12 protein-coding genes are annotated in these 14,438 nt (G+C 60.3%); 10 read left to right on the top strand and 2 right to left on the bottom strand.

Annotated elements, in window-relative coordinates; translation table 11 throughout:
• Positions 1-105 precede the first annotated feature (105 nt).
• The 5 genes from ACVTFQ_RS15765 (at position 106) to ACVTFQ_RS15745 (ending at position 3,942) form a co-directional block, all read left to right on the top strand.
• Positions 106-282, top strand: a complete 177-nt coding sequence (locus ACVTFQ_RS15765) for a hypothetical protein (protein ID WP_018901565.1) — start codon at positions 106-108, stop codon at positions 280-282.
• 4 nt (positions 283-286) lie between these two features.
• On the top strand, positions 287-1,240 hold the full coding sequence (gene xerD, locus ACVTFQ_RS15760; RefSeq protein WP_111564858.1) for a site-specific tyrosine recombinase XerD: 954 nt from the start codon (positions 287-289) through the stop codon (positions 1,238-1,240).
• A gap of 62 nt (positions 1,241-1,302) precedes the next feature.
• Entirely contained in the window at positions 1,303-2,256 is a 954-nt protein-coding gene (locus ACVTFQ_RS15755; protein WP_018901567.1) for an acetyl-CoA carboxylase carboxyltransferase subunit alpha, read from the top strand.
• A 207-nt stretch (positions 2,257-2,463) separates the two neighbouring features.
• Positions 2,464-3,711, top strand: coding sequence for a L,D-transpeptidase family protein (locus ACVTFQ_RS15750; protein ID WP_111564859.1), 1,248 nt, complete (start codon positions 2,464-2,466; stop codon positions 3,709-3,711).
• A 6-nt stretch (positions 3,712-3,717) separates the two neighbouring features.
• Positions 3,718-3,942, top strand: a complete 225-nt coding sequence (locus ACVTFQ_RS15745; RefSeq protein WP_111564860.1) for a sulfurtransferase TusA family protein — start codon at positions 3,718-3,720, stop codon at positions 3,940-3,942.
• Between the two features lie 2 nt (positions 3,943-3,944).
• Here the strand turns inward: ACVTFQ_RS15745 and ACVTFQ_RS15740 are convergent, their stop codons facing one another.
• On the bottom strand, positions 3,945-5,144 hold the full coding sequence (locus ACVTFQ_RS15740; RefSeq protein WP_111564861.1) for a CobW family GTP-binding protein: 1,200 nt from the start codon (positions 5,142-5,144) through the stop codon (positions 3,945-3,947).
• Between the two features lie 45 nt (positions 5,145-5,189).
• Complete coding sequence (locus tag ACVTFQ_RS15735; RefSeq protein ID WP_111564862.1) at positions 5,190-6,314, bottom strand: D-alanyl-D-alanine carboxypeptidase family protein; 1,125 nt, start codon at positions 6,312-6,314, stop codon at positions 5,190-5,192.
• A 154-nt stretch (positions 6,315-6,468) separates the two neighbouring features.
• Here ACVTFQ_RS15735 and ACVTFQ_RS15730 point away from each other — a divergent pair, with 154 nt between their 5' ends.
• From ACVTFQ_RS15730 to ACVTFQ_RS15710, 5 genes are all read left to right on the top strand, one after another.
• A complete protein-coding gene (locus ACVTFQ_RS15730; protein ID WP_111564863.1) occupies positions 6,469-7,632 on the top strand; it encodes a M20 aminoacylase family protein in 1,164 nt (387 codons plus the stop codon).
• 186 nt (positions 7,633-7,818) lie between these two features.
• Positions 7,819-8,802 (top strand): DUF6492 family protein, encoded by a 984-nt coding sequence (locus tag ACVTFQ_RS15725; RefSeq protein WP_111564864.1) that lies wholly within the window; start codon positions 7,819-7,821, stop codon positions 8,800-8,802.
• Between the two features lie 246 nt (positions 8,803-9,048).
• Positions 9,049-10,488 (top strand): O-antigen ligase family protein, encoded by a 1,440-nt coding sequence (locus tag ACVTFQ_RS15720; RefSeq protein WP_146618551.1) that lies wholly within the window; start codon positions 9,049-9,051, stop codon positions 10,486-10,488.
• A gap of 930 nt (positions 10,489-11,418) precedes the next feature.
• Positions 11,419-11,973 carry an AMP-binding protein gene (locus ACVTFQ_RS15715; protein ID WP_162718218.1) on the top strand — a complete coding sequence of 185 codons (555 nt, stop codon included), beginning with the start codon at positions 11,419-11,421 and terminating at the stop codon, positions 11,971-11,973.
• Positions 11,958-14,171 (top strand): non-ribosomal peptide synthetase, encoded by a 2,214-nt coding sequence (locus ACVTFQ_RS15710; protein ID WP_112437113.1) that lies wholly within the window; start codon positions 11,958-11,960, stop codon positions 14,169-14,171. The genes ACVTFQ_RS15715 and ACVTFQ_RS15710 overlap by 16 nt, the downstream gene beginning before the upstream one ends.
• Positions 14,172-14,438 lie beyond the last annotated feature (267 nt).

The raw sequence follows: 14,438 nt of genomic DNA, 5'->3' as shown, positions 1-14,438 counted from the left end.
CAGGTGTAGCGTCAAGTCAGAGGTAAGGGAATCATGGTTCAAAAGCTGCTTCTTGCACTTGCAAACGCGCTTCTTCATAAAGAAGCAAAGCCATGGAGTTGTTGAATGCCGAGCCTGTTCCGATTTCTCGCCATATTGGCGGTCATCGCCGGAGCGATATACGGAACGATGTGGGCGCTCGTGACTTTCGTCGAGCCGAAGGAGCGCGACGTGACGATCCGCATTCCGTCCGAGCGGATCAATCCGCCCGCCACCGGCGCGATCAGCCCGGCGAAGAAGTGACGCGATGAGGGATCTCAGCCGCGTTCAGGTCGAGTCCTTTCTCGAAATGATGAGCGCCGAGCGGGGTGCCGCGGCCAATACGCTTTCCTCCTATGAGCGTGATCTCGACGACCTGCATTCCTTTTTGAACGGCAGAAGCGTGCGGCTGACCGAGGCGGCGTCCGCCGATCTTTCCGCCTATCTGGCATCGCTCGCCGCGCAAGGATTCAAGCCCTCGTCGCAGGCGAGGCGGCTGGCGGCGATGCGGCAGTTCTACAAGTTCCTCTATGCCGAGGGCCTGCGCACCGACGATCCGACCGGCATTCTCGACGCGCCGAAGAAGGGGCGGGCGCTGCCGAAGACGATGGGCGTCGATGAAGTCGGGCGGCTTTTGGAGAAGGCCGAAGAGGAGGCGCAGGACGAGGCGCCCGGGCAATTGCAGCGGCTGCGCATGCTGGCGCTCTTGGAACTGCTTTACGCCACCGGCATGCGCGTCAGCGAGCTGGTATCGCTTCCCGCTCGCGTGCTCGATCAGGAAGGGCGTTTCCTGATCATTCGCGGCAAGGGCAACAAGGAGCGGCTGGTGCCGCTGTCGCAATCGGCGATCGCAGCGCTGAAGCTCTATGGCCGGATGCTGGCTGAGGAGATGGCAAAAGCCGAAAATCCACAGGAAAGCCCGTGGCTGTTTCCGGCGGCCTCGAAGGAGGGGTATCTCGCCCGGCAGGTCTTTGCCCGCGACCTCAAGAATCTGGCGATCCGGGCGGGGCTGACCCCATCGATGATCTCGCCGCACGTGATGCGGCACGCCTTTGCCAGCCATCTGCTGGCCAACGGCGCCGATCTGCGCGTGGTGCAGGAACTGCTTGGCCATTCGGACATTTCCACCACGCAAATCTACACGCATGTGCTGGAAGAAAGGCTCCAGCAACTGGTCCAAACGCATCACCCCCTTGCCAAACAGGCGAAAAAGCAGGATTAGGACCGGCGACAAGGGCAGCCAAAAGACAAATGCCCCGGGCACAAGGAACGGAAACGCACCTCATGCACAATTATCTCGACTTCGAAAAGCCGATCTCCGACCTCGAAGGCAAGATCATCGAATTGAAGAAGATTGCCTCGGAAGACGAGAGCATCGACACATCCGATGAAATCGGCAGGCTCGAAGTTCGTGTTCGCGAAGCGACGGTCGAAATCTATTCGAAGCTCAACGCCTGGCAGAAGACCCAGGTCGCGCGTCATCCGCAGCGGCCGCACTTCGTCGACTACGCCAAGACGCTGTTCCAGGAATTCACGCCGCTCGCCGGCGACCGCAAGTTTTCCGAGGATGCCGCGATCCAGGCGGGTCTCGCACGCTTCCGCGGCCAGCCTGTTGCCGTCATCGGCCAGGAAAAGGGCAACGACACGAAGAGCCGCCTGAAGCACAATTTCGGCAGCGCGCGCCCCGAGGGTTACCGCAAGGCGATCCGCGTGCTTGAGATGGCCGACCGCTTCGGTCTGCCGGTCATCACGCTGGTCGATACGGCTGGTGCCTATCCCGGCGTCGGCGCCGAAGAGCGCGGCCAGGCGGAAGCCATCGCCCGCTCGACGGAAATGTGCCTCGGCCTCAAGGTTCCGATCATCTCCGTCGTCATCGGCGAAGGCGGTTCGGGCGGTGCGATCGCGATCGCCACCGGCAACCGGGTCTACATGCTCGAACATGCGATCTACAGCGTGATCTCGCCTGAAGGGGCGGCCTCGATCCTGTGGCGCGATTCCGCGCGCGCCAAGGAAGCGGCCACCAACATGAAGATCACCTCGGATGATCTGAAGGCGCTCGGTATCATCGACGGCATCATTGGTGAACCGCTCGGCGGCGCGCATCGCGATCCTGATAGCGTGATTGCTTCGACCGGCGACGTCATCGCCAATGCGCTCGGCGAAATGGCCAGCCGCACCGGCGAGCAGATCCGCAACGATCGCCGCCAGAAGTTCCTGAACATGGGCCGCAACCTCTAAGGGGGGCTGCGAAGCAGGCTTGGGTGAGGCCGCGGATTGCGGCCAAACCTTGGCCACATTAGTGTTATCAATAGCTTTTGTGCTTGCGGGGGTCGTGGGTGCGCGGCATGGTCGTTAAGGTTTTATAAACCAGATTGGGCCAATGATTCGCTTCACTTCGAACCCGTTCAACGGATTGGGTCGCATCTCGTAATTGGGCTAGATTGAATGCGCTTTCGTCATTTTGCCTATGTTTCCCTGATGGCGCTGGCTTTGGCCGGCTGCAACGACGCGTTGGAAACCACGCAGATCGACCTGTCCAAGGTCAAGAACAAGGTCGAACAGCCGCTTCCGCCGCGCATCCTCAACGAAATGGCCGCGAAGAGCATGGATCGCAATTCGCCGATCCTGATCCGCATCTTCAAGGAAGAAGGCCAGCTCGAGATCTGGAAGGCGAAGACGGACAACCGCTACGACAAGATCGCCAGCTACAAGATCTGCGCCTGGTCGGGCCGTCTCGGTCCCAAGGTGAAACAGGGTGACCGGCAGGCGCCGGAAGGTTTCTACAACCTGACCAAGGCGAACCTGAACCCGAACTCGAAATATTATCTCGCCATCAATACCGGCTTCCCGAACCGCTACGACGCCGTCAACGGCCGCACCGGCACGGATCTGATGATCCACGGCGCATGCTCGTCGTCGGGCTGCTATTCGATGACGGACGAGCAGGTGCTCGAGATTTACGCATTCGCGCGTGACGCCTTCAAGGGCGGCCAGACGGGCGTGCAGCTGCAGGCCTTTCCGTTCCGGATGACGGCCGAGAACATGTTCAAGCACCGGATGAACGAGAACTTCGACTTCTGGAAGATGCTGAAGGTCGGCTACGACAATTTCGAAGTCACCAAGCGTCCGCCGGAAGTGAATTTCTGCGAGAAGAAATACGTCTTCAACCAGCAGTCCTCAGGCGCGTTCAATCCCGGTGGCAAGTGCCCCGAGATGTCGACGCCGCCGGCGCTGACTGCAGCGCTCGCCTCCTACGACAAGACCTATGAGCTGGCCTACACCAAGGCGTCGAAGGAATTCGACGGCATGGCGTGGTACGACCCGTCGGAAGCCGAGCGCAAGGCCGTCGTTGCCAAGCAGCGCAAGGGCCGCGAGCTTGCCTATGCGCCGACCGGCACCTCGCTGGAAGCCGGCAAGATGATGAAGGTCGCCGACCTCGAAGGCATGGCTGCCGCCAAGACCGCGACCACGGTTGCGGCCAACACGGTGACCGGCTCGACACCTGCCGATGCGACCGCCGCCGTGAAGACGGCCGATGCCGCGATCGTCAACCCGGCATCCGTGCCGGTGCCGACGCCGAACCCGATGGAATCGGCTCCGACCACCGCGACGGCGTTCGCGCCTGTCGAGCAGCCTGAATCGGTCGAGGTCGCCTCCAAGAAGCCTTTCTGGAAGTTCTGGGGCCGGGATTAATCGCGCGTGAGCGCCACTTCCTACGATCTGCGCGGGCTGAAATGCCCGCTGCCCGTGATCAAGACACGCAAGAAGATGTCTTCGCTGCCTTCAGGCGCGACGATCCGTGTCGAGACGACCGATCCCCTGGCGGGGATCGATATTCCGCATTTTTGCCATGAGGATGGTCACGAGCTGATCGAGACCGAGAAGACCGAGAGCGGTCATCGCTTTCTGATCCGCAAGCGATAGCTCTAAAAACGCATTCCGGGGATGGCCAGCGGGTTGTCGTTGAGGGCCGTGCGGTCGGCGGTGTCGATGCGCGGCTTGCCTAAGAAGGCGTCGAACAGGTCCTTGACGAAGGCTTCCGGCAGATCCTTGGTGATCAGCACCATGCGAGTGCGCCGGTCCTGAGGATCCGGCCATGCCGGCAGGCGGATCGGCGGGTGGAAAATGCTCTGTACCCCATGCAGCACCAGCGGCCGGTCGGGACGATCCGACATCGCAACGATCGCCTTCATCCGCAGCAGCTTCTCGCCGTGCGCCGAGCGCAGGAGATCGACGAACATGTCGAGCGCCATCGGGTCGATCGGCTTGTCCTCGACGATCGAGAAGGAACGGATCGAGGCGTCGTGACGGTTCACGTCGTGCGCGTGCTGGTGGTCGTGGTGGTCATCATGATGATGGTGGTGATGCCCATGATCATGGTCGTGGTGACCGTGATGATGATGGCCGTGATCGTGCCCATGGTGGTCATGGTGATGCCCGTGATCGTGAGCATCTTCGTCGCGCAGCCAGCGACCGACATCGGCGCTCTTGGTGGCAGGATCGTAAATGCCGTTGACGAGGGTGGTGGCGGTGCCGGTCGCGGCGTCGTCGGCATCCATCAGGGCGGCGCGTGGGTTGAGCGCGCGCAGGCGGGCTTCAAGCTTTTCCAGTATGGCCGGGGAGGCGAGCGTCTTCTTCGAGATGATTACGCGATCGGCGACGGCGGCCTGCTTGACGGCTTCCACGTGGTTGTCGAGTGTCTGCAGCCCGTTGGCGGCGTCGACGACGGTGACGACGCCATCGAGCGAGAAGCTTTCGGCAATGATCGGATTGCCCATGATCGCCTGCATGACCGGCGCCGGATCGGCAAGGCCCGTGGTCTCGACGACGACGCGCTTCACCGGCTTGACGCGGCCGGTCTGGATCGCATCCATCAGGTTGGCGAGCGTATCCACCAGTTCACCGCGCACGGTGCAGCACAGGCAGCCATCCGACAGCTCGATGATCGCGTCGCCGGAGCTTTCGACGAGCAGATGGTCGATGCCGACATCGCCGAATTCGTTGATGATCACGGCCGCATCCTTCATGGCCGGATCCTTGAGGATGCGGTTCAGAAGGGTCGATTTGCCCGCGCCGAGAAAGCCGGTGAGGATGGTGACCGGAATGCGATCCGCAACTGCGCTCATGCCTGTGTGCCTTGGATGTGTCGATGCCTTAGAGGTCTGAAAGCCTTAGAAGCCGGAGGTGGGCCGCGGTGTCGGGATCGGCACGTTGGCGATGTCGCCGACGCCGGCCGCCGTTGCCAACTTGTCGGGCTGCGGCTCGTTCTGGCCGGGAATCAGGCCGGCATAGACGAAGTTCGGCTCGTGATCCATTTCCTGGATATAGGGAGAATGGATCTTCATGCGGCCCACTTCGTCGCGCGTTTCGCTGCGGATCTTGGCGCCCTTGGCGCTGCAGATCTCGGCCGTGAGGTCGGCGACTTCCTGGGTTTCGCGATAGGGCTTCAGCGAGCCCAGCGTATCGTTGCCTGTCGGCTGCGTGGTGAAGCCGCGCTGGAGCATGTCGGCGGAGGCGTCCGCACGGGCGGCGAGGCTGTCGGTGCCGAGCACGACGGAAACCAGCGTGCGGCCGTTGCGGGTCGCCGAGCTGATCTGGTTGAAGCCCGATGCGCAGATGAAGCCGGTCTTCATGCCATCGGCGCCGGCGAAGCGGCCGATCAGCATGTTGATGGCGGGGATGTTCTGCTTGCCTGTCGTGATCCCCTCCAGCGAGAAGTAGCTGGCATATTGCGGGAAATCGCGGCGCAGCGCGACCGACAGGATCGCCAGATCGCGCGCCGTCGTGTACTGGCCCTTGCCGGGCAGGCCGTTCGGATTGACGAAGTGGGTGTCGCTCATGCCGAGCTTGGCGGCTTCGGCGTTCATTCTGAGAACGAAGGCGTCCTGCGTGCCGCCGACTGCTTCGGCGACGGCGACAGCGATATCATTGGCGGACTTGACGATCAGGATCTTCAGCGCGCTGTCGAGCGTCAGCTTCTGGCCCGGCTTGAAATACATCTTGGCCGGCGGCTGGGCGGCGGCGGTCTTGCTCATGACGATCGGCGTATCGACGCTGATCTGGCCGGAGCGGATCGCATCGAAGGTGGTGTAGATGGTCATCAGCTTGGTGAGCGAGGCCGGATACCACTTGCGGAAGGCATCCTCATGCTCGAGCACGCGGCCGCTCTGCACATCGACCAGGATATGCGGATTGGCATAGGCCTGCGACGTCGCGGAAAAAGCGATGGCGGCTGCGGAAGCGGCGATGGTGATCGGCCGCAAGGCGGCAAGCAGGCGTTTCTGGCGCGTCGACACGGTTTGTCCTTAAAGATGTCCTGATGTCTCGAAAGTTTCCCCTATTTAACGTATATGGCCATGACATGGCAAAGGTCATTGTCTAACTTATTTGCGAGCCGTGGTATCAATCCCGTTATTGCCGCCGTTTTCGATTTTCATCAGGGAAGCAAGCATGCCGATTTTGAACAGAGCCGCCGAACTTCAGGACGAAGTGACCGAGTGGCGCCGGCACATTCACGAGCGGCCGGGCCTGCTCTATGCGGTGGAAGAGACGGCCGCCTTCGTGGCCGAGAAGCTCAAGGAGTTCGGCGTCGACGAAATCGTCACCGGCATCGGCCGCACCGGCGTCGTCGGGCTGATCAAGGGCAATGGCGCGGGATCGCGCACGATCGGCCTGCGCGCCGACATGGACGCGCTGCCGCTCACCGAAATCTCGGGCAAGCCATGGGCATCGAAGATAGCGGGCAAGATGCACGCTTGCGGCCATGACGGCCACACGGCGATGCTGCTGGGTGCCGCGAAGTATCTGGCCGAGACCCGTAATTTCAACGGCAATGTCGCGGTCATCTTCCAGCCGGCGGAAGAAGGTGGCGCCGGCGGCGACCTGATGGTCAAGGACGGCATGATGGAGCGCTTCGGCATCCAGGAGGTCTACGGCATGCACAACATGCCAGGCCTTCCCGTCGGTCATTTCGCCATCCGCAAGGGGCCGATCATGGCCGCGACCGACGAGTTCACCGTCACGGTCAAGGGGCGTGGCGGGCATGCCGCGCAGCCGAACCGCACGATCGACCCGATCGCGATCGGCACGCAGATCGTCACCAACCTGCAGATGATCGCATCCCGCAATGTCGATCCGCTGCGCTCGGTCGTGGTGTCGGTCACCAAGTTCAATGCCGGCTTCGCGCATAACGTCATTCCCAACGAGGCGACGTTTGCCGGAACCGTGCGCACGCTCGACGAGGCCGTGCGCGATCTCGCCGAGAAGCGCTTCCGGCAGATCGTTGCCGGCGTGGCCGAGGCGCATGACGCCGAGGCCGATATTCATTTCCAGCGCAACTATCCCGTCACATCCAATCATGCGAGTGAGACGGAGCATGCGACGGCGGTGGCAACCGACATCGCGGGTGCCGGCAACGTCAATCCCGATATCGATCCGATGATGGGCGGCGAGGATTTCTCCTACATGCTGAACGCCCGCCCGGGCGCCTTCATCTTCATCGGCAATGGCGACACCGCCGGCCTGCACAATCCGGCCTACGACTTCAACGACGACGTCATCAGCCACGGCATCTCCTACTGGGTGCGGCTCGCAGAACAGCGGCTGGGCGAATGAGCGCTGCCGCTGCGCTTTGCGGCGAAAGCCGAAATGTCGACCATTATACTTCCATTAGACTAGGCGGAAGAGCGTGAGGAATGATGTATATCTGTGAATAGTATTGCAGGGCGTTAAGCATTTCGACTTCACCAAAGATGTCTATCGCAGCTGCAGGATCGCATGTTGAAGGCATTGGGGGTAGATTTGCCAAACATTGCAGCGTTTACTCCGACATTCCGGCGCGATCTCGCCTGCTTCGGCGAATTGCACAAGTCCGTTCTGCGCTTCACGCCCGAGGAAGTCGTCCATCACATCGTCGTGCCCCGTGAGGACGTCGCACTGTTTTCCCGCTGGAAATCAAGCAGGCTGGTCATTCACACGACAAACGAAGTCTTGCCGCCCAGCTTCCTCTCGGTTTCGCTTTTGTCGAAAGCTCTTTACTCTGTTTCCGGACTTCACGATATCAAGGCGCTGAAAGCGCTTGGCCGCGGCGAGCTTTTCGTCAATCTGCGGCGCCCATGGCCACCCATTCGCGGTTGGGTTCTGCAGCAGATCATCAAGTTCTCGGCAGTCGGGGCAATGCAGGCCGATGCGGTGATCATGCTCGATTCGGATGTGGTCCTGATCAACGAGGTGAAACCCTCCTACCTGATCGAGAACGGCGCGGTTCGACATTATCGCAAGCCGAATTCCGTTTCGTCCGACATGAAAAATCACATCGCCTGGCACAAGGGCGCTCACAGGTTGCTGGGGATTGCTCCCGAGCCGGGAAGCGATTTTGCTGACTATGTCTCGTCGTTCGTTGTCTGGGACCCCGCCATCGTGCGCGCGATACAAAGCCGTATCGAACAGGTGAACGCAGCAAGCTGGCCTTCCGTTCTTGCATCTGAAATGCGGCTTTCTGAATGGACGATCTACGGTGCCTACGTCGATCACATCGGCACGCCGAGGGATCGGTCATTCACATCGGATCTGTCGCTTTGCCATAGCCACTGGGACACGAATGCGTTGGTCGCGGGCGATGTCGAACGTTTTGTCGAATCTCTCGACAGTTCCGACCTCGCCATCCTCGTCCAGTCGACGTCCGAGACGTCACTGGAGGTCAGGTCAAAGATCATCGCGGCGGCTCTGGAGAAGTTCGGCCGAGGCAAGTTCTCTGCTCTGGAGGGTGGCGTCTCACACGCATAGAAACGGTGCCTGTGGGGGCGGGGCGAGATGCCTGTCTGCGGGTAGTGCATGCGCCTTTCTGGTATGCTGCGCATGCCGCGTACCTCTGAAGAAGCGGTGGTCGAAATTGCAATTTAAGCCTAGCTTCTCAGGGGGTTCAGATATGAGACGGGGCAGGTGCCGACCGTCGCAAAAAGGATTGTCGTACCGCGATATGTTCAAGCCGCTCTCCAACGACGGGGTCATTTCCCCCAACGGCAAATGCTGATGCCCGTGCGTGAAGCACAAATGGCGAGGCGTCGTACTGCGGTTGCGATGCCGTCGCCGCGCTCCGCTGAGCCGCCTTCGCGGACCGCCGGACATGCCGAAGCCCGACCAAAGCAGCAACGTTCGGCGTCGATCCCGTTTCACATGTATTTTCTGCTGGTGCTGATTGCCTTTCTCGGGCTTCCCTGGGTCTTTCATATAGGCCCGATGCGCATGTCTTCCTATCGGATCGTTCTTTGCCTGGCGGTCCTTCCGAGCCTTATCTATTGGGTTCGCGGCAAAGCAGGCGGTATCAAGGTTGCCGACCTTTGCGTTATCGCTTTCAGTGGTTGGATCGCGCTCTCGATGATCATGCTGAACGGTTCTGTCGGAGTGCAGTCGGCCGGGATAACGGTGCTTGAGACTATCGCACCCTATTTTTTGGCGCGATGCTGCATCCGAAGCGCGGACGATTTTCGCCTATTCGGCAAAGCGTTGTTCCTGCTGATCGCGATGTTGCTGCCACTTGTGGCAATCGAGGCCGTCACCGGTGTGAACGTGATTTTCCGGGTGCTTGGATCCTTGTTTCCAACCTATGACATGGTGGGGATGACGCGCTCGGGGCTCTTCAGGGCCCAAGGACCGTTCGCGCATCCCATCTTGCTGGGATTGGTCTGCAGCACTTCGTTCTCGATCGCCTACCTCGTGCTTGGCTACGGCGCGAGCATGATGGGTCGATGCGTGCTGGCCGGCACAGTGGCACTGGCAACCATGTGCGCGATCTCTTCGGGGCCGCTGCTTGGGGTTGCCCTGCAGTGCATGCTCATCGCCTGGAAGCGCCTTGCCGACAAGATCGGACTGCAGGTGGTCTGGAGCACGACGCTGTTGCTTTATTCCGCAGCGCAGATCATTTGCTGGGTAACGGGACGCTCGCTGCTTACCGTGACGATCAGTCGTCTCACCTTCGATCCCATGTCGTATTGGTTTCGTAACCTGATCTGGGAATATGGCTGGTCGTCGGTGCTGAACAATCCGTGGCTTGGGACCGGCTTGAATGAATGGGCGCGGCCGTCCTGGATGCCCAGCAGTATCGATAACATCTGGCTATATTTCGCGGTCAAGCACGGCTTGCCGGCGTCGTTTTTGCTTGCGTTGTCGGTTATATGCTGCTTGCTGCTGGTCGGCTTGAAGCGTGGGCTGGACTGCAAGCACAAGGATTATCGATGCGCATATCTGGCGACTGTGATCAGTTGCTGCTTGGTTGGCCTCACCGTGCATTTCTGGGACGGAGCCTATGTGCTGATGTTCTGCATACTCGGCAGCGGCATCTGGATCGCTGACGTGAAAACGGTTGCGGCCAAGCCACAGAGGCTGCAGCGCCGGGTGGCGAGTGTCGGTACCGAAAAGCCAGACGTCCGGCTTGAAGATGGTCGGCGACAGCAGTTGGCTCGTCAGATGTGATATCAGGCCTATCAATTCGGAACAGGCAAGCCATCAAACAATCAGCGCTCCGTTCGGCACGAGGTTGTCACCTATGTCTTAGGTGCCGATTAGTACCTATGTGTCCGGGTCGGACAAGCAGGAAAATGGTGTCCACGAGAGGATTCGAACCTCCGACCCCAGGATTCATACCACTTCGGCTTTGGCCGCCGCCCGTGGGCGTTCGTGGTCTGGACTGTCCCTTCACCATGGACCGAAGCCTTTAGGTGCTGCCCATCCAGTCTCTACACCTTCAACGGATTTCTCCGAAGCTTGGCTCGGGATTGGCATGCTGAGAGTTCAGCGAAGCGTTCCCCGACTTTGAGCAGATCGATCGCGCCGTTTCCTTGCGCAACCCCCAATTTCATAGGAATCCTGTGCTCTATCCTGCTGAGCTACGTGGACGTGGCCCCTGCATAGCTCGACTGCTTCGCCCAATCAACAGGCTTTTCATCGCCCGCCTCAATTAGTGACGGCATTCCCGATTGAAGCCTTCGCCTCTGGGCCGGATCGCGGTGGCAAAACAACACGATCGCTCCGGTGATGGAGCCTGTCCGGAAACAGGGTAAAAAGGCGTATTTGTTGGAAATGATAATACCATTAGATGTGCGCTATAACAAATATAACCGATCTTGAAAACGAGCCTGCTTCGGTATTATCGCGACGGTCGTAGCGTTGCGTTTCCTTTTCACGACCACTTTCATCTGTGTTTGCATCGCGCTTGACGGCGGTCGGCCATCGTCAAGCGATGCGGTTGCAATTGTGCCTGGTGGGCGCCGGGCCATGTTTGAGTGCGTGCGGGACTGGGATCAGCGCCACAAGCGGGCGCAACCGAATGGGGGGCGTGCCGTGAATGTCGAAGTGAAAAAGGTTTATTCGTGTCCCGAGGTCCTTGGCGAGCGGATCGTTAAGATGGCCAGTGTGTATCCGGATTTTCCGGCCGTCTGCTCCGACGATGCAACGCTTACGTTCGGCGCGCTGCTGAAGCAGTCTCTTTCGCTGGCGCATGTTCTGCAGGCGCGCATCGGTGATGCCGGTGAAGCCGTCGCCATCCTGGGACAGAGGCGGGTGGAGACACCGCTGGCGATGGTCGCCTGTCTTCTGGCCGGCGTTCCCTTTCTGGTCATCGACGCATCCTACCCGCTGCGCCGGGTCATCGACCTGTGGCAGCTGTCCAACTGCGCGGCATTGCTTTACTGCGAACAGGGAGCTACGGCCGATCTTCCAGCGCTGGCCGGCGAGATCGATCCGGAACGGCTGATCGCCATCGATCATGCATGGCCGCCCAACGACGACGTGCCGCGGCCTTTCCACAACGAGACGGCCTACTTCCTTATGACGTCGGGTACCACGGGACAGCCCAAGCGCGTCAGGGTGGGCGAGGCACCCCTAGTGCATTCATCGACTGGTATGTCTCGACATTTCATGTGGAGCCGCGATCCCGCTTCACGATGCTTTCAGGCCTGAGCCACGACCCGATCATGCGCGATGTCTTCGTTCCGCTGCTGACCGGCGGCGAGCTTCACATTCCGCGCCAGGAGATCTTGCTCAAGCCCGACCAGCTGGCCTTTTGGCTTGCGGAAAGCCGGATTGAATATGCCCATCTGACGCCCCAGATGGTGGGCCTGCTGTCAGCCGTTCGAGGCACGAACGTTGCGCTGAATGATCTCAGATACGTGTTCTGCGGCGGCGATGTCCTGTTGCCGAGCCATGCGGAGTGCTTGAGGGCGATTGCGCCGAACGCCACGCTGGTAAATTTCTACGGGACATCGGAGACGCCGCAGGCGATGGCTTATCAGATCATCGGCACAGGCCTCGATGCGCCCTATCCGCTGGGCCTGCCGATCGACGACGTGCAGATCCACATCACCGACGAGACCCAGCAGATACTTCCGCCCGGAGAGCAGGGAGAGATCGTTGTCGAGACCCGATTTCTCTCGCTGGGTTACGCTGGCGCCGCGATTGCGCCGTCCGATGTCCTGGCCGGGCCGCCGACTGCTGCGACATTTCTCGCGTCACTGACCAGCGATGATCCCGAAGTCCGCGCCTACCGGACCGGAGACATGGGCTTCAAGGACGACGAGGGCCGGATTCATTTTTGCGGACGCCGTGACGATCAGGTCAAGATAAGAGGGTATCGCGTCAACTGCCGGGAAATCGCAGAAACGCTCGAGCGTCACGGCTTGGCCGGAAATGCGCTGGTTCTGCCGGAGAAGGACGAAGACGGGCAGACATCGCTGGTCGCCTATCTCGTCGATGCGCCGTCAACGACGCGCAACAGGATGGCTGAATGGCTGCCTTCATACATGGTGCCGGCCGAGATCGTCCATGTCGACGAAATGCCCCTTTTGCCCAACGGGAAGATCGACCGAGCTGCGCTCAGGCGCAAGCGGCAGAGTGGGACGTCCGACGTCTCCCGGGATCAGCAATCGCCCCTGACGGTGGCGTTGCTCGAGATCCTGCGCCGGCCCGGTGCAGACCCCAAGCAGACGTTTGTCGACCTGGGAGGCGATTCGCTGTCGTTCATCACGGCTTCGCTGATGATCGAGGATCATCTCGGGTTTCTTCCCGAAAACTGGGAGAACATGCCGATTGAGCGCATCATCGACCTGCGCAGGCAGATGCCGTCCGGATCGCGCAGTCTGTCGCGCTGGTTCGGCGCGCACAGGATCGAGCTGTCCGTCGCGCTGAGAGCGATCAGCATCATCACCATCGTTTTGTCGCATGCGGGTGCGGTCTATTCCAGCGGATCACCGGTGCTGTTTGTGATATCGGGAATAAGCTTTGCCCGATTCCGCCTGTCGGGGATTATCGCCAACCTCACGATCGGCCCGGTTGTCAATCTCGTGCTCAAATACGGTATTCCCGCCGGCTTATGGCAGATCTTCAGATCGTTTTATCTGAACGAGAAGCTGTGGATCCCCGACGTGTTCCTGATGGGAACCATGTGGCAGCGGGTCCCGGTCGGACATTTCACATTCTGGTTCCTCGACATATTGACCGCCTGCATTCTCATCCTGACGGGGCTGGGGCTCGCTTTCGGCTATGCGAGGCGGCGGCTGCACGCGCCGCTGCCGCTTGGGGACATGATGATGCCTTTCTCGCTGGCGGCGCTGGCCATCGCACTCGCCCTCTTTGGAGTTCAGGCCTATACCGGCTGGTGGGACGGCGAGCTTGGCGCGACCAGCACCGGGCCGTTTCGCTGGCTATGGGTCTTCGTTTTCGGGGCATGCATCCACGCTGCTTCGGTCCGCTTGCAGAAATGGGCCGCCGTCGGCGCCTTTGCCGTCACCATGGCGATCGTCGGTCTGGTGGGCGGCGACTACACCACATGGTCGTTTTTCTTCGTTGCAAGCGTGCTCGCGCTGATCTTCGTCAAATCCGTTCCCATCCCCCGGATCGCCGCCAAGGTCGTCGCGATCATCGCCTCCAACTCGCTCTACATCTATATCGTCAATGCCAGTGTCATCTCTCATGTCTTGCCCAAGCTCGGGATCGAGCATTCGCCCGTGGCCGGCCTCTCGATGTCTCTGGCGGTCGGCATCGGCGTCGGAATTTTCTGGGAAAAACTGATGGCAATCACCGGCAAGGCGGTGCGCCTTGTCAGACATGGGCGCCGGTCTTCGCAGCAAAACGACAGGGTGGCGACACTCCCGCAGACTTGAGAGGCACCTACACGCCGTAGACCCGCCTCTGGCGACGCATCTGCTTTGGTCTCCGAGGCAGATGCGCGGCTGTTGAAGTCCGCAATCGGTCGGCGTTGAATATTAAGCCTATGCTAAATAATGAAAATTTCGGCAGGCGTGCCGTTCCGGGGCGGGTGTGCGTCATAATGGAACGATCGCTAATATGGAACGAAACTCGCGTTAACAGAGAATTTTATTAGATAAAAGCAACCATAGAAAGAGCGCGACCGGAGCGATCGATCTGGT

It is taken from the genome of Rhizobium sp. O111 (assembly GCF_055616315.1).
Note: the sequence above shows the minus strand (reverse complement) of the source record. Positions and strands in the feature narration are given on the sequence as shown.

Bases quoted from the DNA above. Each gene is read 5' to 3' on its own strand.
- ACVTFQ_RS15710 (WP_112437113.1), top strand. From the start codon at position 11,958: ATGCTTTCAGGCCTGAGCCACGACCCGATCATGCGCGATGTCTTCGTT.
- ACVTFQ_RS15730 (WP_111564863.1), top strand. From the start codon at position 6,469: ATGCCGATTTTGAACAGAGCCGCCGAACTTCAGGACGAAGTGACCGAG.
- ACVTFQ_RS15720 (WP_146618551.1), top strand. From the start codon at position 9,049: ATGCCCGTGCGTGAAGCACAAATGGCGAGGCGTCGTACTGCGGTTGCG.
- xerD (WP_111564858.1), top strand. From the start codon at position 287: ATGAGGGATCTCAGCCGCGTTCAGGTCGAGTCCTTTCTCGAAATGATG.
- ACVTFQ_RS15765 (WP_018901565.1), top strand. From the start codon at position 106: ATGCCGAGCCTGTTCCGATTTCTCGCCATATTGGCGGTCATCGCCGGA.
- ACVTFQ_RS15740 (WP_111564861.1), bottom strand. From the start codon at position 5,144: ATGAGCGCAGTTGCGGATCGCATTCCGGTCACCATCCTCACCGGCTTT.
- ACVTFQ_RS15750 (WP_111564859.1), top strand. From the start codon at position 2,464: ATGCGCTTTCGTCATTTTGCCTATGTTTCCCTGATGGCGCTGGCTTTG.
- ACVTFQ_RS15755 (WP_018901567.1), top strand. From the start codon at position 1,303: ATGCACAATTATCTCGACTTCGAAAAGCCGATCTCCGACCTCGAAGGC.
- ACVTFQ_RS15715 (WP_162718218.1), top strand. From the start codon at position 11,419: ATGGCCAGTGTGTATCCGGATTTTCCGGCCGTCTGCTCCGACGATGCA.